Origin of the sequence: Verrucosispora sp. WMMC514 (assembly GCF_027497295.1) — a bacterium.
In the GTDB taxonomy this organism is placed as follows: domain Bacteria; phylum Actinomycetota; class Actinomycetes; order Mycobacteriales; family Micromonosporaceae; genus Micromonospora; species Micromonospora palythoicola.
In genome coordinates, this window is sequence record NZ_CP114906.1 from 2555230 (window position 1) to 2577109 (window position 21880).

Here is a 21880-nt window from a genome sequence, read left to right on the forward strand (position 1 = left end):
CACCGCTCAGGGGCAGTTCACCCACTCCTCGGTGCCGTCGGTGAAGACCTGCCGCTTCCAGATCGGCAGCCGGGCCTTCGCCTCGTCCACCAGCCGGGCGCAGGCGGCGAACGCGGCGGCGCGGTGGGCGGTGCTGACCGCCGCCGCCAGGGCCACGTCGCCGATGGCCAGTGGGCCGATGCGGTGCGACACCGCCACGGCGTACACGTCGGGGTCGGCAGCGATCTCGTCGGCGACCTCCTGGAGCACCTTCGCGGCGTTCGGATGGCCCTCGTACTCCAGGCTGACCACCGACCGCCCGTGGTCGTGATCGCGCACCACCCCGGCGAACGACACCACCGCGCCGGCCCGAGGGTCGGCGACCGCCGCCTCGTGGGCGGCGAGATCCAGTGGCTGGTCGGTGACGGCGCTGATGACGGTCACCATGCCCGCTCCCCGGGTAGCAGCGGCAACGGCACGATCGGAACCCGATCACCCACCGAGCCGGTGGTGCCGGGGCTGACAACGGCGAACCCGTCCGCGTTGGCGAGCCCACGCAGCATGGCCGAACCGACATGCCGGACCGGGTGCGCCGTCCCGGCGGCCCGGTCGAGTCGCACCAGCGCCAGGTGGGTGTGGTCGCCCCGACCGGCGACGGGCTCGGCGAGGACGGCGTGCGGAAGCGTCGGCAACGCCCGACCGGCGAGCCCGGCCAGCAGCGGAGCAACAAGCGACACCAACGCGATGACGGCGGACTGCGGATTGCCGGGCAGTCCGGCCACGAACCGGACCTGCCCGTCGGCACCGACCAACCGGGACAGCAGCATCGGAAACCCAGGACGCACCGCGACCGTGTTGACCACGTATTCCGCGCCCAACGTCGCCAGCGCCGGGTGCAGGTGGTCGACCGGGCCGTGCATGGTGCCGCCGGTGGTGCAGACCAGATCGGCGTCGGCCAGGGCGGCGCGCAGCGCGGCCACGTGAGCGTCAAGCGTGTCGGCGACGGGCCCGACCACGCCGTCCGGGGCCACCTGACAGCCGTACCGGCGCAGCCAGCCCGGCACCGCCGGGCCCAGCGCGTCACGGACCCGCCCGTCGCCCGGCGGACCGGCCGTGAGCAGCTCGTCGCCGAAGACCAGCAACGCGGCCCGGGGCTGCCGGCGTACCCGCAGCGTGTCGAGGCCACACGAGGCGGCCAGCCCGATCACCGCCGGGTCGACGGGGGTGCCGGCCGGCAGCAGTTCCTCACCGGCGGTCGCCTCCTCGCCGGGCTGCCGCCACTCCGGCGTGGCACGCGGCACGCCGTCGACAAGCCCCGCCGGGGTACGTCTCGACTCCTCCACCCGGAGCACCGCCGTGGCACCCGACGGCACCATCGCCCCGGTGGCGATCTCGACCGTCGTCCCGTCCTCGGTCAACGGGGCAGCCGTACTGCCGGCGAGGACCCGCCCGACGACCCGCCACGGGCCGGCACCGCGTACCGCCCAGCCGTCCACACTCGACGTCGGGAACGCCGGCAGGTGGGTCCGGGGGGTGAGTGGTTCGGCGAGAGTGTGTCCGTCGGCCTCGGCGAGTGGCAGCTCGACGGCGGGCAGCGCGACGGCCAGGCCGGCCGCGTGCACCCGGGAGCGGGCCTGCGCCCAGTCGGCCGGCGGTGGCGCGGAGACCTCATCGGTGGAGGCGGTTTCCGTTCTCACCGGCCGAGCCTAACCGGCCGCCGGGTGGTCGCCACCGCGCAACTGATCGACCGTGTGGGCCAGAATCGGCCCCAGCACGGCGAGGCCGTCCCGTGCCCCGCCGGTCGAGCCGGGCAGGTTCACCACAAGCGTCCGGCCGGCCACTCCGGCCACCCCTCGGGAGAGCACGGCGGTGGGCACCTTGTCGCGGCTGTAGGCGCGGACCGCCTCGGCGATGCCGGGAATCTCGTAGTCGAGCAGGGCCCGGGTCACGTCGGGGGTGCGATCGGTGGGGGTGACCCCGGTGCCACCGCTGGTCAACACCACCTCGACGCCGTCCGCCACGGCCGCCCAGACCGCCTGGCCGACCGGCTCGCCGTCCGGCACGACCACCGGTTCGTCGACCGTGCAGCCCAACTCCCGCAGGCCAGCGACGAGGAGCGGGCCGCTGGTGTCGGTGTAGACACCGGCGGCGGCCCGGTTGGAGGCCACCACCACCCGGGCGCGGATCACTGCCGATCCTCCGGGCGTTCCCACAGGCCGGTCTTGCCGCCTTCCTTGCGCAGCACCCGGACCGCGTCGACGCTTGCTGCCGGATCAACGGCCTTGACCATGTCGACCAGAGCCAACCCGGCGACCGCGACCGCGGTCAGCGCCTCCATCTCCACGCCGGTGCGGTCGGCGGTACGGGCGGTGGCGGTGATCTCGACCGTGTCGGCGGTCAGCGTCAGGTCGACGGTGACGCCGTGCAGGGCGATCGGGTGGCACAGCGGAATCAGGTCGGGGGTGCGCTTGGCGCCCATGATGCCGGCGAGCCGCCCCACCGCCAGGGCATCGCCCTTCGGCAGACCGTCTCCACGCAGCAGGTCGATCACCTCACGGGTGGTCCGCAGCCGGCCGGCGGCCGTCGCCGCCCGACCGGTGACCTGTTTGGCGGAGACATCGACCATGCGTGCCGCTCCGGCGGTGTCGACGTGGGTGAGCTGGGCGGGTTCGGTCACGGTCGCGAGCCTATCCGTGCCGTGCGACAGTCGGTACGGCGCTCGGAAGGAGCGGCGCTCCCGCGCCGCTCCTTCCGAGACCGACCTGCCTCGGGTTGCTGGGGTAGACCCGGCGGCAGGGGTCGCGACGAGATCCGGCAACTGTCGGATCTCCCCCCGTCGGCGAACGTCCCGGAGGCTAACGACCCCGGCGATAAGAAATCGATAAGGACGACGGCCGGGGTAACGGCCCTCAACAAGTCGACGCGCTCTGCTTCAACTCGGCGAGCCGGCGCTCGATGTCGAACCGCTCCGGTGCTCCGGTCGGCACGACGAGCACCAGTGCGCGCTCCAAGTGTCGCCGAGCCTCGGCCGGGTCCGCGACCAGCAGGTGCTCGCCCAGACCAGCCAGCGCCCGGGCCTGCTCGTAACGGTTGTCGATCCGGACCGCCAGGTCGAGCGCTCGCTGGTGGGCCCGCACGGCGGCGTCGATGTCGCCGTCAGCAGCCAGGGTCAGGCCGAACTCGTTCAACGCGGTGCACTCCGCCTGCCGCTCGGCCGAGTGGGCGGTGAGTTCCAGCGCCAGTTCGTGCTGCCGCCGGGCCTCCGCGAGCAGACCCACGCCCCGATACGCCATGCCCATCACGTTGCGCGCGTCGGCCTCTCCGTACCGATGCCCCGTCTCAGCGTAGAGGATCATGGCGGACCGCAGCAGCCGTAGTGCCTGGGCGTGCTCGCCCTTGCGGGTCCGAACGGCGGCGATGTGGCTCAATGCGTTGGCGATCTGGTATCGGTCACCTTCCACCCGGGCCCAGAGCAGATGACGGCGGTGCACCCGCAGCGCTTCCTCGTAGCGACCCAGCCAGGTGAGGGCGATGCCGACGTTCGGCAGGTGTATTCGAACCCGGCTTATCAGCCGCATCGGGAGGTCGCGCAGGGCCGCCATGGCGAGATCGGCGGACTCCTGAAAATCACCCATCAAGCAGTGCACCACGCTCAAATTCCCCCGGATCCGGGCGATGTCCCCACGGCGGCCGACTGACTCAGCCTCCACCAGCGCAGATTTCAGCCACCGAACCGTCTGGTCATGCGAACCGGTCTTGATCAGCGCCGAGGCTAGGTAATTTTGCATGACGCCGACGGCACGACGGTCCCCCGCCTGCTCTGCGGCGATCAGCCCCAACTCGTGCGTACACTGGATATCCTCGAAGTAGCCGCGTACGTAGTAGAAGCGCCACAGCACTCGCGCCATCTTCCAGGTGTAGCCGTGTAGTGAGTTCTTCGCCGCCAGTTCGATGAACAGATTCAGGTTGCCCCGCTCCCGCTCAACCCAGTCGATGTCGACCGTCTCTGGTCCGGGTAGGAGATCGGGTCGCTCCGGCGCCACGTCGCCGATGTCGCCGTAGATGTCGACGAGCCTGTTCAAGGACTTCGTCGCGACGATCGACAGTTGCATGACCTGGTCGAGCAGACTAGTGAGGGCAGCTGCCCGCAGCTCCGACGAATCCGTCTCCAGGCATTTTCCGCGGGCGAACTGGCGGACCAGGTCGTGCATTCGGTAACGACCATCCTCCGACTCTTCGAGCAGGTGACAGTCGACCAGATCGTCGAGGATGTGACTCGCTTTCGCGTAGGACAAGCCGGACATCGCCGCGACCATGCTGATGCAGAAATGTCCAGTGTGTAGACCCAGTAAGCGGAACACCCGTTTACTCACCTCGTGCAACGGCTCATACGAGGCGGTGAAGGCGGCAGCGACGCTGCGTTCACCCGTTCCGAAGCTGGCCAGTCCAGAGTCATTCGCGGCCAGACGAGCGGCCAGGTCGACCAGCCGGCGGTTGCGCCGGTGAGCCAGTCGCGAGCCGACCAGCCGGATCGCCAGCGGCAGGTAACCACAGCTGCGGACGATCTCTGCGGCGGACTCAGGTTCCGCGTGCACCCGCTCGTCTCCGGCGCTGACCGCGAGCAGGCGGACACCCTCTTCTGGCGACAGCACCGACAGCGATTCGGGCGGCCCGACATCCAGGTCGAGAAGTCGACGACGGGAGGTGATCAGGATGACCGACGACGCGGTGACCGGCAACAGCGGAGCAACCTGGTCACTGTCCGCCGCGTTGTCGAGCACGACGACCGCACGGCGAGCGGACAGTTCCCTGCGCCACAACCCTCGCCGTTCGTCGACATCAACTGGAATTCGGGGGGCCGGCACACCCAACTGGCGCAGGAGCACCACGAGGGCGGTGGCGGGATCCATCACGTTGCCCTCGTCGTGACCGCGCAGGTCGATGAAGAGTTGGCCATCCGGATGGGAAGCCGCCAGCCGTCTGGCGACCTGCACGGCGAGGGTCGTCTTGCCGCTACCCGCCATCCCGTCGATCAGGTGAACGACGGGTGCCGAGCCTGCGACGTCCCGACTCCGGTCGACCATCCGCTCGACGAGGGCCTCCCGGCCAACGAAATGAGCCACCGGTCTGGGCAGCCAGTCCCAATCCGTCCGACCGGTGTCTGGCTCCGTCGCGGTCCGCGCGCTCGACCCGTCGCTGCCGCCGGATGCCGCCGACACGGCGTCAGACACCGCACCTGGTCGGTGCTTGGTCATCTCCTGATGCAGACGCCGGAGATCCGGTCCAGGTTCGACGCCGAGTTCGGTCCGCATCACTCGGGCCGCGGACCGAAATACCGAGATCGCGCCGGTCACGTCACCGCGTCGATGCAGGGCTCTCATGAGCAGCAGCAGCGCGGGCTCACGAATGGGATGGGCGGTAACCGTCGGCCACAGCAGCGAAAGGGCCTCCTCGGCGCGGTCCGCCGCAAGGTGAAGGTCCGCGAGAAATTCCACCGCGAGGAGGTGCTGTTCCTGGGCCGCCGCCACGTGGGCAGCCAGCGAAGCCCCGAGAGGCACACCCAGCAGGGGTGGCCCGTGCCAGAGGGGCACCGCCCGCCTCAGCAGCGACCGCGCGGTCTCCGGGTCGTCGCGGAGGTGGAGCTGACGAGCCCGCTCGACCTGGTCGAGGAAGTGGAACAGGTCCACGTCGTCGGTGGCGATCTCCAGTCGGTACCCACCGCGTTGACGTACCAGCACCCCCCGGCCAGCGTCGTGCGCCTCGAAGGTCCGTCGAAGGTTTGCGGCGTAGGTCCGGACATTCGGTACGGCCGAACGCGGTGGATCGCCGGGCCAGATCTCGTCGATCAGTTCCTCTATGGCGACCGTCCGGCGCGGGCTCATCACCAGCTTGGCCAGGACGGTTCGTTGCTTCGGCGTGCCGAGGTCCACTCCGGACGAACCGAACGAGACTCGAAAGCCGCCAAGCACCTCGATCTTCACTCTTGCAACCCCTTGTCAAGCAGGGCTGGAGACAGCGCGGCGGCGGTCGATTGCAGGCCTTCCGGCGGCTGCTGGACTTCGGCTTCCGCCAAACGCCGGGCCACGTCAATCCGCTCTGGCACCCCCATCCGTCGGAAGATCGCCAGCGCCCGCGTCCAGTGCCGGAGGGCCTCGGTTGGATCGATGCCCCACATGTGCTCGGCCAATCCGGTTAGGGCGCGCCCCTGTTCATAGGGGTGCGCCACGCGAGTGGCAATCCGCAGCGCCTCGCGGTGCAGTTCGATCAGTCTCGGGGTTTTCGCGGATTCGGCAAGGGTCAGCGCGAGGTCGTTCAGGGCCGCCGCCTCCACGTGAGGTTCGCCGGCATCGGCTGCCATTCTTCGGGCGGTCTCGTGCTCGCGGACCGCTTCACCCGTGCGCCCGAGACCACGTAGGGCCACCCCGAGGTCGTTCCGGACCTCGGGCTCCGCGTAACGGTGTCCGGTGCGTTGCCGCATGACGAGCGCCGCACGCAACGCGCGGGCTGCCACGTCGTACTTCCCCATGCGACACTTCACCGCACCGATGTGACCGAGCGCGTTGAGAATATGGAACTGACTACCTAACTGGCGTCCGAGATAGAGGTGCAGGCGATGCACACGCAGCGCCTCGTCGTATCTGCCGAGTAGCGCCAACGCCAAGCCCAGGTTCGGCAGGTGAGCGGTCCCATGGGTATCCGCGATGACGCCTCTTCGCATGCGGTGCAGTCCCGTGGTCACCGCCTTCTCCGGTTCACCGAGGAGCCAGTAAATTGCTACGAGATTCGCCTCGTAGCGCGCATGGTTGATTCGGTCACCACGGCGCTCACAAATCTCCACGGCCTTGTCCACGTGCGCCAGCGCACCTGTATAGTTGCCGGTCCGCAGATAGGCCGAGGCGAGGTAGTTGTGCATCACGGCCATGGCCTTCTCGTCGCCGATCGTTTCCGCGGCCGCAAGACCCTGACGATTTGTTCCGACGATGTCGTCATAGCATCCCCGGGTGTACAGAAAACGCCACAGGACCCGCGCCAACTGCCACGTTTCCTGGTAGAAGCCCCAGTCGTGGGCTCTGCCGACGAGCATGACCATGTTGAACCGCTCGGTCTCCAACCACTTCTCGGCAGCGTCGTACGGCATCTTGACCAGGTCCGGGCGACGCGCGGACCCGAGCGAGACATGGATACCGAGACGGCCTACCTCGAGGTTGTCGGCCACCGGAAGAGAGATGTGCAGCATCAGATCGAGAAGATCCGCGAGCGCTTCTCTTCGCACACTTGTCTGGTCCACCCGGTTGGACAGTTCGTTGGCGTACTGCCGAATCAGGTCGTGCATCCGATAACGCCCCACCGTCAACTCCTCGATCAGGTGGGAGTCCAGCAGGGCGTCCAGTATCTCGGCGGTTTCGTCGCGTGACAGGCCGGCCAACGCGCTGGCGGCCAGCAGGCCGAACTCGTCTCCCGGATGCACGCTGAGCAGTCGGAAAAGTCGCTGCGCTGGTTCGTTCAGTGCGGCGTACAGGGCGGCGAACGCGCCGGCCACACTACGGTCCCCCGAGGTCAGGTGATCCAGCCGGCGCGCCTTACTCGCCAGCAGCGTTGCCGGGTCCGCCACCCGCCAGTTCGGACGATGCGCGAGCCGTGAACCGGCAAGCCGGATCGCCAGCGGCAGGTGACCACAGCTCTGCACCACCGCCACTGCCGCCTCGGGCTCCGCAGCCACCCGCTCCGCCCCTGCTGTGGACGCCAGCAGTGCGACACCCTCCGCCGGGTCGAGTAGCGGCAGGGACACCGGCGGACCGACGTCCAGCCCGCTGATCCGCCGACGCGACGTCACGATCACCAGGCTTCCCGACGCCGTAGGCAGCAGGGGCTGGACCTGCTCGGCGTCGGCGGCATTGTCCAGCACGATGATCACCTTGCGACCAGCCAGGGCACGACGCCATCGGTCGAGCCGGTCTCCGGGGTCCGGCGGTATCCGACCGGCGGGTGTGCCGAGTTGCCGCAGCAAGGCCGCCAGAGCCGTCGAACTGTCCAGCTTCTCGGCGGGGTCGTGGCCTTTGAGGTCGATGAACAACTGGGCGTCCGGAAATCGGTCGATGAGCCGGTTGGCGACGTGTACCGCAAGCGTCGTCTTGCCGCTGCCGGCCATGCCGTCGACGAGATGGACTGCGCAGTTCTGCTCGCCGGTCCGCAGGGTCATGGACAGCAGGTGCTCAACGGCGTCGGCACGGCCCACGAAGTCCGGAACCGTCCGCGGGAGGTAGGAGAGCAGTCGACGCTCCTGGTCGTCGGCAACAGTCGACTCCCTACCCAGCGCTCCGGCTGCTCCGGACCGGCGAGACCGGCCGTCCTGCCGGCTGATACGGCGATACAACCGTTGCAGTTCCTCACCGGGCTCGACGTTCAGTTGCTCCCGCAGGGTTCGACGAGCTGCGGTGTAGGCCGCCACGGCACCGGCGGAGTCTCCCCCCAGGTGGAGCGCCCGCATGAGCAACAGGTGAGCCGGCTCCCGCAGCGGATGCATGGTCAGCAGTTCCCGTAGCACCGGCAGTGCCTCGTCATAGTGGCCGAGCCGGACTTGCAGCTCGCCGTACAACTCGGTGGCCAGCAGCCGGTCCTCGGTCGCGGCGGCCACCTGGGCGGCGAGCCCGGGTCCGAGGGCTGTCCCGGCGAGCATCGGTCCGCGCCAGCGGGCCAGCGCACGGGATACGAGTCGGAGCGCCTCCCGCTCGTCCGCGCTGAGGAGCCGCCGCGCCTCGGTCACCTCTGCGCGGAAGGCGCAAAGGTCCACGTCCGAGCACTCGACATCGAGCCGGTAACCGTTTCGAGCGCGGATCAGCACGTCCCGATCAGGAAACATCGCCTCAAGGCCGCGTCGTAAATTAGCTGCATAAGTACGGACATTCGGGATAGCCGAGGGAGGCGGGTTATCGGACCACAGCTCGTCGACGAGTTGTTCGACCGACACCAACTGCCCCGCGTTGCAGGCCAGCATGGCCAGGACGGTCTGCTGCTTGGGCGTTCCGGGCGGCAACGCCTGTGGGCCGAGGCGCACCGCGAGACCGCCGAGAAGCTGAATCTGCACCCGACCCCTCTGACCGCATTCAAAGGATCACTGTATGCAGCTTAGCGCCGCCGGCACCCGCCACGTTGCAATCGGTACGGCGAGCTCGACCGGAGCGACAAGAAACGGAGCCGGCTTTCCGGGTGGGAGCACAGGTTACGTCTTAGGGAACAGCTGAAGACGAAGCGCTTCGAATCTTCAGGCGCTCTCGCCTCCTCCGCCCGGCGGACAATGGTGTGCGGACGAGGGGGTCAGCCGTTGAACGGCGCACTCACAGATCGTCGACCCCGACGTCGAGCAGCGGACGTATCGGCATTGCAGTCGACCCACTTCGTCGGTGCACAGCGCCTGTTTGACCGTCACACTGACGGGTAGCAGGATCTTCTTTGCGTTCGGCCTTACACCCGAAAACAACCTGTACGCGCACTCCTGATCGAACGCTGCGCACGGACATCATAGACAGAACGTCACGAATCAGGACGGTATTGGCTGATAGAGAGCATAGCGACATTTATTATCGCTAAGCATCAGATTTTCTACTTAAGCTCCTCCCAACACGCGAGGCGGGCACGTTCAATCAGGATTCCCGCTTCCCGACGAGTGAGGAGTAGGGCGTGAAAGGCAGCGAGTGGGGCTGAGGCTCCAACAAACTTCCCGACCGGCCTTACCGAGGTAGGGTGACCTGAGGTAAGGGCGCGACCTGAGGTGTCATGACACTTTCCAGGCAAGGCGGCACTGAGACCGATCGGCGGCTACGGCTGCTAGTCGGTCTCGTCGTCGTATCTGCAGGGATAGTCGTCCTCGCATCGACAAGACTCATCCTGACCTCCACCACACCGAGGTCGCTGGACGACTTCGCGACCATCGCGACGGTGGTCTTCATGATCGCGGTGGGCACGTCGGTCAAGGCGCGGATACGCATCCGGTCGACCACCCACCAGATCAACTGGAACGAGATGGCCATCGTGATCGGAGTGGCCGTCGCTCCGACATCCTGGGTGGTGCTGTGTACCGGGCTCGGCGTCGCGATCGCATCGTTCCGGCTGCCAGTCATCAAGATGGCCTTCAGCATTGGCAAGAACATCCTCGTCGCCGGGGCCGCCGGCGCGACCCTGGCGCTCCTGGACTGGTCCCGGCCAGCGGAGGACCTGCTCCGCATGTCGCTGATGCTGGCGCTGGCCTACCTGGCCGCCGCACTCGTCGACGACCTCCTCGCCATTCCGGTCATCGCCCTGGCCACCGGAACCAGGATTTCCCGACAATTCCGGGACAACCTGGACCTCCGCGTCGGTGGCTTCTGCGTACGTTTCGCCGTCGCCCTCTGCACGCTCCTACTGCTGGAGATCGACACTCGGTTGCTGCTCGCCGTTCCGCCGCTGGTGCTCAGTCTGCATTTGGCGTACTCCGGCCGGATTCGGCAGCGCACCGAGCAGCAGGTGTGGCAGCGGCTCGCCCAGACGACCGACGCGCTCAACGTGGTCGAGCTGGACGAGGTCCTCACCACCGCGGTCACCCGGGCGGCCGAACTCTTCTCCGCCGACGAGGTGGAGGTCGAGCTGCGTGACACCGACCGGGTGGTACGCGGCGGCGCCGACGGCGTCACCTACGACGGGTCGGCAGCCGAGCCCACCACCGTCCAGGGCGCGGTGGTCCCTGCCCGCCTCGAAGGGCACGACAAGACGGTCGACGTGGGCATGCTGCGGCTGCGCTTCCGCGGACCGGTGAAGCTTTCCGAGCGGGAGCAGTACACCCTCTACACCTTCGCCTCAGCACTGTGCACCGCCATCCGCAATGCTCAGGCGTACGCGGAACTCGCCCGGGTAGCCCAGGCGCACGCGCACGACGCGACACACGACGCGCTGACCGGCCTGCCGAACCGGCGTCACCTGCTCGACGCGGGCAACGACCACCTGAACCAACGGCACGCCGACGGGGTCACCGCCCTCGTGCTGATCGACCTGAACCACTTCAAGGAGGTCAACGACACCCTCGGCCACACCGCCGGTGATCAGATGCTGGCCGCTGTCGCCGAACGACTGCGCGCCGCCGCCCACGCCGACGACCTGGTCGCCCGGCTCGGTGGCGACGAGTTCGCCGTACTCCTGCGCGCCCTGCCCGCGCCCGCAGTCGCTGCCCACCGGGCCGAGACGCTGCTGGCGGCGCTGCACGAACCCTTCGACATCGACGGCATGCGGATCAACGTGGAGGCCAGCGGCGGCATCGCCGCCGCCCCCGCCACCGGCGGCATGGTCGAACTGCTCCGGCGTGCGGACGTGGCGATGTACCAGGCCAAGCGGGCCGGGCAGCGGCTGGCCAGCTACGCGTCCGCCCGGGACACCGCCGACCTGGGTCGTCTCACGCTCGGCGGGGACCTGACCCGGGCCGTGACCGACCACGAGTTCACCGTCAAGTTCCAGCCGATCGTCGACCTCGGCACCGGCGAGGTCATCGCCGCCGAAGCGCTGGCCCGATGGCGTCACCCCACCCACGGGATGATCGACCCGCTGCGCTTCCTGGAGACGGTCGAACGTTCGGGCCTGCTCCCGGCCTTCGCCGAGGCCATCCTCGACCAGGCCCTGGTCGCGGCCGGCACCTGGCGCGACGCCGGCTTCGACGTACCCGTGGCGGTGAACGTCTCCCCCCGCAGCCTGCTCGACACCCGGTTCCCCGACTCGGTGCTGGCTCGCCTGCGCGCCCACGACCTGCCACCCGACCGGCTGATCCTGGAACTGACCGAGACCCTCACCCTCAGTCAGCTCGACGTCGTCGACCGGGTCCTCACCCGGCTACGTGCTGCCGGCGTCCGGCTCGCCCTGGACGACTTCGGCACCGGCTACTCCTCGCTCTCGCTGCTCTCCCGGATCCCGGTGCACCAACTGAAGATCGACCGGAGCTTCGTCACCGGCATGGAATCCTCCACCGAGGCCGCCGCGATCATCCGTTCCACCCTCGATCTCGGCCGCAGCCTCGACCTCGCCGTGGTGGCCGAGGGTGTGGAGCGGGAGGCGCAGCGACACACCCTCTGGGAACTGGGCTGTGTCGCCGGCCAGGGTCATCTCTTCGCGCGCCCGCTGCCGGCTGGAACGCTGCTCGCCGCACTCCAGCGCGGTACCGGCGGCCGGGTCGGCTGCCTGGCGGTCGCCCTGCACGACGTTGGCGCGGTGGTCCGGCTACCGCAGGGACGCCGACAGGGTGGCCGGGGTCGTCACCAGCCGGCCTGACAGACTTGCCCGGGTGAGCACCACCACCCCCACCCGCCCCCGTACCGGGTGGTGGCACCGGATCGACACCGCCGCCGGAGGACTCGCTCTCGACCTCGGCCTCTACGCGGTCTCCGCCGGCTTCGCCGCGGTCACCGCAGCCACCTCCACCCTCCTACCGCACCGCGCCTGGGGCGGCGTGGCCGCGCTCGGCTACCTCGCCGCGGCGATCATGGCGCTCGGTCAACTCCTGCTGCGGCGGTACCGGCCCGGCTCGGCGTTCACCGGGCTGCCCGCCCGCTGGCTGGTCACCGTCCTGACCTGGACCACCGTCGCCCTGCTCCCCCTCGTCGTGCAGAGCGTGCAGCGCGCGGCAGGACGCACCGACCGGGCCCAGGAGGAGGTGCTCGTCGTCGAGGAGTCCGGGCGGCGACTGGTGGAGACCGGCACCCCCTACCTGGGGCCGGACGCCATCGCCGCGCTGCCGCTCGGCGAACAACTGCTCGGCTACACGCCGTACCAACCGGGCATGGCCCTGTTCGGGCTGCCCCGCGCCGCCAGCGAGGCGTGGTGGAGCGACGCCCGGGTCTGGTTCGCGGTCGGCACCGCCCTCGCCCTGCTGCTCGCCGTCCGCGTCCTGCGCCGACCCGAGCGGACGGCCGCGACGGTCGGGCACGACGCGGCCGTACTGCGCGGGGTACAGGCCGCGACCGTCCTGCCGATCTGCGCACTGACCCTCGCCACCGGCGGCGACGATCTACCCGTACTCGCACTCTGCCTGCTGGCCCTCGCGTTCGCCGCCACCGCTCGACCCGGTTGGGCCGGCGTCGCCGTCGGGCTCGCCGGTGCGCTGAAACTCTTCGCCTGGCCGGTCGCCGCCGTGCTGGTCAGCTGGGGCATCTGCCGCCGGGCGGGGCTGCGGGTGGCCGCTGGCGCCCTCGGCGTACCCGCCGCCGCGCTGCTGCCCACCCTGCTGGTGGACTCAGACGCCCTGGTGGAGAACGTGCTGCGGTTCCCCCTCGGGCACGGCCTGGTCTCCAGCCCGGCACAGTCACCGTTCCCCGGTCACCTGATCGCCGAGGCGCTGCCGGCGGGTCGGGCCGTGGCTGCGGGCCTGCTGGTCGCCGCGGCGGTGGCGATCGCCGTCCGGCTCGCCCGCCGTCCGCCCCGAACCGCGCGCACGGCGGCGCTCGTCTGCGGGTACGGGTTGCTCGTGGCGATCCTGCTGATGCCGAGCACCCGGTTCGGCTATCTGCTCTATCCGGTGGCGTTCCTCGTCTGGGCAGCAGCACTTGACGTCCCGGGATCCGGCAACCGGCGAGCGAAGACGACTCGCAGGGCGTAGACCTGAAGGCATGACCACCTACCGCGACCGCACCGAGGCGGGCCGGGTGCTCGCCGACCGACTCACCGCCCTGATCGGCGAACCGGACGTCGTCGTACTGGGCCTGGTACGCGGGGGCGTGCCGGTGGCCCGGGTCGTCGCCGAACGCCTCGGCGCGCCGCTGGACGTGCTGGTGGTCCGCAAGCTCGGCATGCCGTGGGCCCCCGAGGTCGCCTTCGGCGCGCTCGGCCCGGCCGGCGTACGCGTACTCAACGACGTGGTGGCCGGGCAGCTCAGCTCCGCCGACATGGCCGACGTACAGCGCCGGGAGCAGGCGGAACTGGACCGGCGCGAACAGCTCTACCGAGCTGGCCGGGGGCCACTGGAGCTGACCGGCCGAACCGCCGTCATCGTCGACGACGGGCTGGCCACCGGGGCGACCGCCCGGGCCGCCGTGGCAGTGGCCCGTCAGCTCGACGCCCGTCGGGTGCTGGTCGCCGTACCGGTCGGTGCCCAGGACGCGTACGAGACGCTCGCCGGCGAGGCCGACCAGGTGATCTGTGCTCAGCGTCCGGAGGCCTTCACCGCCGTCGGGGCGTACTACGACGACTTCCACGAGGTTTCGGACGACGAGGTGACGGAGGCGCTGACCGCCTCCGCGTGAGTGGACCAGGTACCGTCGAATAATGAGCCTGACCTGTCCCAAGTGTCACGGAGAAATGCGTCAGTACGAGCGCAGCGGCGTCGTCATCGACCAGTGCGGCGAGTGCCGGGGGATCTTCCTCGACCGCGGTGAGCTGGAGAAGCTGTTCGAGGCGGAGGCCAACTGGAGCGCGCAGCAGACCCCTGCCCCGGCCCAGCAAGCGCCCCGTCCGGGCGGCGGCTACCAGCCCCCACCTCCGCCGCCCGCGCCACACCAGCCGGGCTACGGTGCCGTGCCCCCGCCCCCGCCCCCGTCGCACGGCTACCCGGCCCCGGCACCTGCCTACGGCCACGGTCAGCAGCACTACGGCTACCACGGGCACTACCGCCGGAAGAAGCGCAAGAGCTTCCTCGACGAGATGTTCGGCTGAGCGGCACAACCTGGGTGACCGGGCCGCCTGACCGGCCCGGTCCTCCATCCCGCACCACCGATCGCGTCCTCGGCTGATCGTGTCCTCGGCATCCGGGTCTCGAAGCGCGGGACGACACCGGTTGTGGGACGCTGCCGGCATGGGGTCGCGAGCTTCGCACATCGCACTGGCCAACGCGTACGACGGCATCAGCACCGTGGTGGCAGACCTGGACGACAGCGATCTTCAGCGACCGACCCGCTGTCGGGGATGGCTGGTCGCTGACCTGCTCTTCCACGTGCTCTGCGACGCGCAGCGGGCGCTCGTCGCGCTGGCCAGCCCCGCCGACGGACCGGCCACCGTGGACTCGGTCAGCTACTGGCACTCTTTTCCGGGCGGCGACGGGAGCGCCCGGCACGCCTGGTGGGCCCGTCGCTCGGCTGCCGCGTTCGACCGCCCGTCCGGGGTGGTCCGGCTCTGGGCCGACACCGCGCCGGCCGCCGCGCGCGCCGCAGGTAAGGCGGATCCGGCCGGTTTCGTCACCACTCAAGGGCACGTGTTGCGGGTAGCCGACCTGCTGGACACCTTCACCACCGAAGCTGTAGTCCACCACCTCGACCTGGTCCTGGATCTACCGGACGCGCCCGCGCCCGGGCCGGCCGCGACCCGGGTCGCGGTGGCCACCGTGGACGCCCTGCTCGGCGGCGCCGTTACCCGACCGGACGGCTGGAACGACCACGACTACCTGCTCAGGGCCACCGGGCGGCTGCCGCTCACCGGGCCGGAGCGGCGCGCTTTCGGCGAATACGCCGCCCGCTTCCCGGTGCTCGGCTGAGCCCGTCGGACTCGGTTGGGCCAGGTCAGACGATCGCCATGTCGACGAAGCGCGACAGGTGCAGCTGAGCGGCGACGGTCACCGTGTCGGTCGGACCATTCCGGTGCTTGGCGACGATGAAATCCGCCTCCCCGGCCCGCGGCGACTCCTTGTCGTAGTAGTCGTCACGGTGCAGAAGTATGACAACGTCAGCATCTTGCTCAATTGAGCCAGACTCGCGCAAATCAGACAATTGTGGGCGCTTGTCGGTGCGCTGTTCCGGGCCACGGTTCAGCTGGCTGACCGCGATGACCGGACACTCGACCTCCTTGGCCAACAGCTTCAGGCCACGCGACAGGTCCGCGACCTCCTGCTGCCGGCTCTCGGTACGCTTCGGCGACGTCATCAGCTGAAGATAGTCGACCACAATCAACTTGAGGTCATGCCGCTGCTTGAGCCGACGGGCCTTCGCCCGGATCTCCATCAGGTTCATGCTGGGCGTGTCGTCGACGAACAGCGGCGCCTCGCTGATCTCACCCATGCATCGGGCGAGCTTGGTCCAGTCGTCGTCGGACAGTTGCCCGCTTCGCAGCACGTGCAGTGGCACTCGGGCCTCGGCCGAGAGCAGCCGCATGACGATCTCGACCTTGCTCATTTCCAACGAGAAGATCGCCGATGCCTGGTTGGCACGGATCGCGGCGTTGCGCGCGAAGTCCATGCTCGCGGTGCTGTTGTGCGTGGGAATCATTGATCGACCGGCCAAGTAAAGGTGATCCTCATTGTCGACCGTGACGCACCGCACGGGGACACTCGGCACCGGTCGCACATCCACGATGTAGCGGGATCGGGTACCCGCCCGGCCGACCGCGTGTCGGCGCGTAGCGTGCGACTCCCGCTTCCTGGTCAGCCGGAATACCTCGTCCGCCGTCGAGAAGCTCAATGTGAAAGCCGTCGAGCTTTCGGGGGTACGGCCGTTGACTCGCTTGCGGTTGATCGAGCATCGGTAGCCCAGGCTGACGACGAGCTCGTACACATCCTTGGCTAGCCGCTCCGAGGTGGTGGTGTACTGGACGTGTCCGGCTGCCGCAGCAGTACCGTCGGTGTCGAGCAGTCCCGCCAGCAGCTCCCGTCGCTGCTCCTCCGACGCTCGGAGGTAAGGCTGCGGAATGTGCTTGTCGTTCAGGACACCGGCGGCTCGAAGCAGCCCGGTGAACGAGCCACGCAACCGGCGACACGTTGCGCAGTGGCGGGCGCCGTTCCAGCTCGACTTCGTTGTCGTACCGCAGGTCTCGCAGCCTCCGCGGTCGGCGGTCCCGACCATGCCCCTCGACCTGGCGCCACACGTCCTTCCGCAGGTTCTTACCGCAGACGCGCGGGGAGTGAAGATGACGCCGCAGACGATGCAGCGACGATCGTCGAGTGGTGCCCGCGGTGGCAGCTTGATGCCGTAGGAGTAGGTCCCGCTTCCCGGGGCGACGATGAAGCCATCGGCTTCGACATACTGTGCGATCTCCGGGTCCGCCGACGTGAACCGGGCACCTGCCGAGTGCCCGTCGCCCAGCCACACGCCAAGCGTGTACGGGGGGATCGGCAGGTCCTCGCGGGCGGGAAGGGACAGCGGTTGAGCATTGGTCACCGCGTGGTTTGCGCGCCCGTCAGCCGGATGCCGCAGTGTCGCGACGATGTGTTCGGTAGTTACGGCCCGAGGGTGTGCCACAGTCGTATTGCTGTTCATGACCCGACTCACCCGGCTCAGGTGGGCGTCGAACAGGGCATGGGCGCTGTAGGCGTCGACCGTCCGACGCCAGGGCTTGCCGTTTCGCGAGTACTGACGTTCGACAGTGCCGGCGATGCCCACCTTGGCCGCCACTACGTGCAGGACGTACCGGAACCGGGATCCGGCGATCTCCACGGCTTCCCGGTGGGTGACAAGCCGGTCGGGGATGGCGGTGACAGCCCGGTGTACGGCTGCCGCCTTGGCGCGTGCCGAGGCATCCCACTGGTAGCGCGGCCGGAGCTCATTCTGTTGGTGGCGTGAGGCCCGGGTGGTCGTCGTCCACAGGTGCTCGGCATCGGCGACGATGACTGATCCGTCGGAGAACTCGACCTCGTAGCAGGGGCGGTCGTGGCGCACCTCGTAGGCGTGCGTGACGGTGGTGGGGCGGCCGTCCGCACCGATCAGCTGATCGCCTACCTGCACCTCACCCATCGTCGTCCAGCCGGTGGGGGTCGGCAGGGGTGTGTCGAGTGCCAGCGCCTTTCCAAGGCCAGGTCGCCCCGCCACAATGATCAACTGACCGGCGTGCAGCCCGTTGAGCAGGCGGTCCAGGTCGGTGAAGCCGGTCGGCACGCCGGTCATCACGCCGCCCTGGGCGCCGACCGCCTCGATCTCGTCGAGCGTCGGTTGCAGCATGTCGGCCAGGATCGCGAAGTCCTCGCTGACCCGACGTTCCGTGACGTCGTAGACGGCCTGCTGAGCCAGGTCGACGATGTCGTCCACGTCCCGGCTGCCGCCGCTCGCGGTGCCGTAGCCGAGTTGGACGATCCGGGTGCCGGCCTCGACCAGACGTCGGAGCACCGCGCGTTCGCTGACGATCCGGGCGTAGTAGGCGGCGTTCGCGGCGGTCGGCACGCTCGCGATCAACGTGTGCAGGTATGGAGCGCCACCCACCCGAGCCAGGTCGCCGGAGTCGGCGAGTGCCGCCGCGACGGTGATGGCGTCGGCCGGCTCGCCCCTGCCGTAGATCTCCAGGATGGTGTCGAAGATGGTGGCGTGCACCGGGCGGTAGAAGTCGTTGGTCTTGAGGATCTCGACGACGTCGGCGATGGCGTCCTTGGAGAGCAGCATGCCGCCGAGGACGCACTGCTCCGCGGCCACATCCTGCGGCGGCGTCTTGTCGAACTGACCGTCGTGTGGCCCGTTGCCGGGCTGCTGCCCACCGGCCGGAAACGACTCCGTCCGCCTGTCGTCGGTGACCGACACCGGGCCCCCCTCCACTGCGTCGGATCGGTTCCAGGCTTACCGCCCGGGTGCGACAACGTCGACCGGCCGCTTCGATCGGGGGCCATCGGATCAGCAGGTCGTGGCCACCATACGGAGTCCGAGGTCGGCCACTCAACCGTGGCGGTGGATGAGCCTCGGGACAACCTGTGGACTCAGGTGGACAAGCATGTGCGCAGCGTGTGCACAGGGTGTGGATAACGGATGGGGAATTCTTGGCGAAGGCCCTCTGACCTGCGCAAACTCTTTCCCCAGCCTGTGGAGGGAATTTCCGGGTAGGGCTTTGTCCTGAACCTCCCGTAAGATCGGTGGCCTACGGCTACACCTGGACAGCGGATTGCACGTTCGGTTGAGAAGGGTCACGCTCCGGCCGTGAGTTACCGGGACTGGGCACGCGGGGAGGACGGTCCGCGCGAGCGGCGACCGACCGCTTCGTGGGCCGAGCCCGTCGAGGAGCCACGGGCCGCACGTTACGACTCGGCGGTCGAGCGTTACCGCACCCCGAGCCGTCGGCGAGCGATCGAGCGTGGCCAGGAGGAACCGGCCGAGCCTTATCTGCCGCGCTGGGCGCTGGAGTCGGGCGTCAGCAGCGTCGACGGTGGTGGTCGGCATGCCGCGCCGGACGACGATGACGACGACCGGCCGCGCTACGGCGACGGCGGCCGCCGATCGTCAGGGGTCTACCGGAGCGAGAGCAGCCGGCGCTCCCAGGAGGCCGACTGGCGCGATTCCCAACCCCGCGCCATCGCCTCGTCGCCGGCGGTGCCACCGCAGTCCGACCATACCCGCGAGTGGACCTTCGACCGTCCACAGGAGGAGGGGTACGTCGGCAGCCGGCGGGCCGAGGAGGACGATCCGGTCTCCGGTGTGACGCCGCAGAGCCGGCCCCGCCGCGCACAGTCCCGGCAACGCCAGGTGACCTGGTCCGGGCTGGAGGACGAGGCCGAGCAGACGTCCGACTCGGAGTCGGCCGCCGCCCCGACGCCGCGACGTCGGCGGCGGGCGGCGGAACCGGCACCCGGTTCGGCCGTGGATCCCTGGGAGCGGGCGGCGGAGCCGTGGGATCGGGCCGCGGAACCCGAGGTACGACCGCCCGCGGTGGATCCGTGGGACGCCTCCGGTCTGCACGCCTGGCAGCAGCCCGCCGGTCCCAACCGGCGTGCCGATTCCGCCCCGGTCGACCCCTGGGACGCGGACAGCACGAGCCAGTGGCTTCAGTCGTCGGCGTCAGAGCAGTGGCTGGAGCCGGACAGCACGGGCCAGTGGGACCGCGACCCCGAGCTCGATCGACGGGAACGGCAGCGGGACCGTAACCGGTGGGAGGATTATTCCGAGCCGGACCGCTGGGATCGTACGGAGCACCCCCGGTCGGATGGCGCACCGGGTGTCCAGCAGTGGTCGTGGAGCACCCGGCCGGAGCCGGAGCCACCGCAGGAGACCTTCTGGCCGGGCACCCGACTTGCCGGTGATGATCCACGGTGGGTGGACGCGCCCGCGTCGGCACCCCGGTCGCCGGTGGTGGGCTACACGGCGCCGCGTCCCCGGGCGGTGCCCCGGCGACGTACGGCTGCGGTGCCGCAGCCTGGGCCGGTCGGCATGGCGGCGGTACGGCGCCGCATCGAGTCGGTGGGCAACGCCAGTTGGAACCGCCGGCTGGAAGACGACCTGCTCGATCCCGATCCGGGTGGTCCCTGGCTGCCGCTGCTCTACACGGCGGCCTGTTACGTCCTACCGGCGGTCGTGGTCTTCGTCTGGCTGCTGACCCTGGACGGGGCGCCACCCGTGGGCTGTGTGACCGACATCAGCGGCGGCGGGTGTGAGTCACCCCGGGCGCGGGCGTTCGGGGCGATGGTGGGCGGGCTGCCGCGGTTCGGCCTGGCCCTGGTCAGCAGCCTGGCGATCGCGACGCTGCTGCGTCGGGTGGGTACGACCTGGCGTCCGACCACTGTGGCGCTCGCCGCCGCCGTGGTGGGTGGCGGCCTCTCGACGGTGATGATCAGCGCGGTGACCGGCCAGCCCATCGGTTGACCGGGTATTCCGTGGAAGACGACGCGGGGCCCGCACCGGTGGACGGTGCGGGCCCCGCGTCGTTCGCCGGTGCCGGGTATCAGCCCTGCACGACGTTGAGGTTGAACGTGGCGGTCACCTCGGGGTGCAGCTTGATCCGCACGGGGTGCGACCCGATCGACTTGATGTGACCGGAAACCTCCAGCCGCCGCCGGTCGAGGGACGGGCCGCCGGCCGCCTTGACGGCGTCGACGATCTCGGCCGGGGTGACCGAGCCGAAGAGCCGGCCACCTTCGCCGGCACGGGCCTTCATGTTCACCTTGAGGGCCTCGAGCTGCGCCTTCACCTCGTTGGCGTGATCCAGGTCGCGGATCTCGCGGGCCGAACGGGCCCGCTTGATGAGGGTGACCTGCTTCTCCGCGCCCTTGGTCCAGGCGATCGCGAAGCCCTGCGGGAGCAGGTAGTTACGGCCGTAGCCGTTCTTGACCTCCACGATGTCGCCCGGGGCACCGAGCCCGGACACCTCCTGCGTCAGGATGATCTTCATGTCGGTGCCTCTCTCAGCGGGCCGTCGCGGTGTACGGCAGGAGCGCCATCTCACGGGCGTTCTTGACCGCACGCGCGATCTGCCGCTGCTGCTGCGAGGTGACGCCGGTCACCCGCCGAGCGCGGATCTTGCCGCGGTCGGAGATGAACTTGCGCAGCAGCGCGGTGTCCTTGTAGTCGATGTAGGTGATCCCGTCCTTGTCGAGCGGGTTCACCTTCTTCTTCGGCTTGCGCAGTGCCGCAGCCTTCGCCATTGCTCTTGCTCCTGGTTTACGATCACGGGCGCTCGGCGCCATTAGAACGGAGGCTCCTCGTCGAAGTTGCCGCCACCCGAACGTGCGGGAGCCGGTGCGGCCGAAGCCCAGGGGTCGTCGAAGTTGCCTCCGCCGCCCTGGCCACCACCGCCACCACTACCGAAGCCGCCGCCACCGCCGCCGGACCGGGACATCTTCTGCACCTTCGCCGTGGCGTAGCGCAGTGACGGGCCGATCTCGTCGACCTCCAGCTCGATGACGGTGCGCTTCTCACCCTCGCGGGTCTCGTAGGACCGCTGACGCAGCCGACCCGAGACGATCACGCGGGCGCCGCGCTGTAGCGACTCCGCCACGTGCTCCGCGGCCTGCCGCCAGACGGTGCACGAAAGGAACAGCGGCTCGCCGTCCTTCCACTCACCGGACGCCTTGTCCATGAACCGGGGCGTCGAGGCGACCCGGAACTTGGCGACCGCGGCACCGGAGGGGGTGAACCGCAACTCGGGGTCATCGGTCAGGTTGCCGATGACCGTGATGGTGGTGTCTCCTGCCATGACCAACTCCTCGCGCGCTCATCCGTTCCGCCGTACAGGTTCTCAGAACCCTCCGACAGTGACGGTGAGGCTGATCCGGGTGGGGCCG

16 protein-coding genes are annotated in these 21880 nt (G+C 69.4%); 6 read left to right on the plus strand and 10 right to left on the minus strand.

What is annotated here, in order from left to right; genetic code table 11:
* Positions 1–6 precede the first annotated feature (6 nt).
* The 6 genes from O7597_RS11435 to O7597_RS11460 form a co-directional block, all read right to left on the minus strand.
* Complete coding sequence (locus O7597_RS11435) at positions 7–426, minus strand: molybdenum cofactor biosynthesis protein MoaE (protein ID WP_269740588.1); 420 nt, start codon at positions 424–426, stop codon at positions 7–9.
* Positions 420–1676, minus strand: coding sequence for a molybdopterin molybdotransferase MoeA (locus O7597_RS11440; RefSeq protein ID WP_269740587.1), 1257 nt, complete (start codon positions 1674–1676; stop codon positions 420–422). Before O7597_RS11440 ends, O7597_RS11435 begins: the two co-directional genes overlap by 7 nt.
* A 9-nt stretch (positions 1677–1685) precedes the next feature.
* Positions 1686–2168 (minus strand): MogA/MoaB family molybdenum cofactor biosynthesis protein, encoded by a 483-nt coding sequence (locus O7597_RS11445; RefSeq protein WP_269740586.1) that lies wholly within the window; start codon positions 2166–2168, stop codon positions 1686–1688.
* Positions 2165–2656, minus strand: coding sequence for a cyclic pyranopterin monophosphate synthase MoaC (moaC, locus tag O7597_RS11450; RefSeq protein ID WP_269740585.1), 492 nt, complete (start codon positions 2654–2656; stop codon positions 2165–2167). The genes O7597_RS11445 and moaC overlap by 4 nt, the downstream gene beginning before the upstream one ends.
* A 232-nt stretch (positions 2657–2888) precedes the next feature.
* Positions 2889–5666, minus strand: coding sequence for a BTAD domain-containing putative transcriptional regulator (locus tag O7597_RS11455; RefSeq protein ID WP_281582698.1), 2778 nt, complete (start codon positions 5664–5666; stop codon positions 2889–2891).
* Between the two features lie 290 nt (positions 5667–5956).
* The gene (locus tag O7597_RS11460; RefSeq protein ID WP_281582699.1) at positions 5957–9064 is read right to left on the minus strand and encodes a BTAD domain-containing putative transcriptional regulator; all 3108 of its coding nucleotides are present in this window, start codon (positions 9062–9064) and stop codon (positions 5957–5959) included.
* A 689-nt stretch (positions 9065–9753) separates the two neighbouring features.
* Between O7597_RS11460 and O7597_RS11465 the strand changes: the two genes are divergently transcribed.
* The 5 genes from O7597_RS11465 (at position 9754) to O7597_RS11485 (ending at position 15454) form a co-directional block, all read left to right on the plus strand.
* Positions 9754–12264: a bifunctional diguanylate cyclase/phosphodiesterase gene (locus O7597_RS11465; protein WP_281582700.1), complete on the plus strand. Its 2511-nt coding sequence runs from the start codon at positions 9754–9756 to the stop codon at positions 12262–12264.
* Positions 12265–12277: 13 nt separating this feature from the next.
* Positions 12278–13588 (plus strand): glycosyltransferase 87 family protein, encoded by a 1311-nt coding sequence (locus tag O7597_RS11470; protein ID WP_281582701.1) that lies wholly within the window; start codon positions 12278–12280, stop codon positions 13586–13588.
* 10 nt (positions 13589–13598) lie between these two features.
* Positions 13599–14231, plus strand: a complete 633-nt coding sequence (locus O7597_RS11475) for a phosphoribosyltransferase family protein (protein WP_281582702.1) — start codon at positions 13599–13601, stop codon at positions 14229–14231.
* A gap of 19 nt (positions 14232–14250) precedes the next feature.
* On the plus strand, positions 14251–14640 hold the full coding sequence (locus tag O7597_RS11480) for a zf-TFIIB domain-containing protein (RefSeq protein ID WP_269742694.1): 390 nt from the start codon (positions 14251–14253) through the stop codon (positions 14638–14640).
* A 139-nt stretch (positions 14641–14779) separates the two neighbouring features.
* Complete coding sequence (locus O7597_RS11485; RefSeq protein ID WP_281582703.1) at positions 14780–15454, plus strand: maleylpyruvate isomerase N-terminal domain-containing protein; 675 nt, start codon at positions 14780–14782, stop codon at positions 15452–15454.
* Between the two features lie 25 nt (positions 15455–15479).
* Here the strand turns inward: O7597_RS11485 and dnaB are convergent, their stop codons facing one another.
* Positions 15480–18416 carry a replicative DNA helicase gene (dnaB, locus tag O7597_RS11490; protein WP_281582704.1) on the minus strand — a complete coding sequence of 979 codons (2937 nt, stop codon included), beginning with the start codon at positions 18414–18416 and terminating at the stop codon, positions 15480–15482.
* 390 nt (positions 18417–18806) lie between these two features.
* On the opposite strand from dnaB, the gene O7597_RS11495 reads away from it, so the two are divergent.
* Positions 18807–20462, plus strand: coding sequence for a hypothetical protein (locus tag O7597_RS11495; RefSeq protein WP_281582705.1), 1656 nt, complete (start codon positions 18807–18809; stop codon positions 20460–20462).
* A 79-nt stretch (positions 20463–20541) separates the two neighbouring features.
* Here O7597_RS11495 and rplI read toward each other — a convergent pair whose 3' ends face one another.
* Genes rplI through O7597_RS11510 form a run of 3 tightly spaced genes read right to left on the minus strand, consistent with a single transcriptional unit; the run spans position 20542 to position 21792 of the window.
* The gene (gene rplI, locus O7597_RS11500; RefSeq protein ID WP_269740576.1) at positions 20542–20988 is read right to left on the minus strand and encodes a 50S ribosomal protein L9; all 447 of its coding nucleotides are present in this window, start codon (positions 20986–20988) and stop codon (positions 20542–20544) included.
* 13 nt (positions 20989–21001) lie between these two features.
* A complete protein-coding gene (rpsR, locus tag O7597_RS11505; RefSeq protein WP_007073789.1) occupies positions 21002–21241 on the minus strand; it encodes a 30S ribosomal protein S18 in 240 nt (79 codons plus the stop codon).
* Positions 21242–21282: 41 nt separating this feature from the next.
* On the minus strand, positions 21283–21792 hold the full coding sequence (locus O7597_RS11510) for a single-stranded DNA-binding protein (protein ID WP_164448791.1): 510 nt from the start codon (positions 21790–21792) through the stop codon (positions 21283–21285).
* Between the last annotated feature and the right edge of the window lie 88 nt (positions 21793–21880).

Coding starts and splice junctions, on each gene's coding strand:
- O7597_RS11485 (WP_281582703.1), top strand. CDS start 14,780: ATGGGGTCGCGAGCTTCGCACATCGCACTGGCCAACGCGTACGACGGC.
- rplI (WP_269740576.1), bottom strand. CDS start 20,988: ATGAAGATCATCCTGACGCAGGAGGTGTCCGGGCTCGGTGCCCCGGGC.
- O7597_RS11435 (WP_269740588.1), bottom strand. CDS start 426: ATGGTGACCGTCATCAGCGCCGTCACCGACCAGCCACTGGATCTCGCC.
- rpsR (WP_007073789.1), bottom strand. CDS start 21,241: ATGGCGAAGGCTGCGGCACTGCGCAAGCCGAAGAAGAAGGTGAACCCG.
- O7597_RS11475 (WP_281582702.1), top strand. CDS start 13,599: ATGACCACCTACCGCGACCGCACCGAGGCGGGCCGGGTGCTCGCCGAC.
- O7597_RS11510 (WP_164448791.1), bottom strand. CDS start 21,792: ATGGCAGGAGACACCACCATCACGGTCATCGGCAACCTGACCGATGAC.
- O7597_RS11465 (WP_281582700.1), top strand. CDS start 9,754: ATGACACTTTCCAGGCAAGGCGGCACTGAGACCGATCGGCGGCTACGG.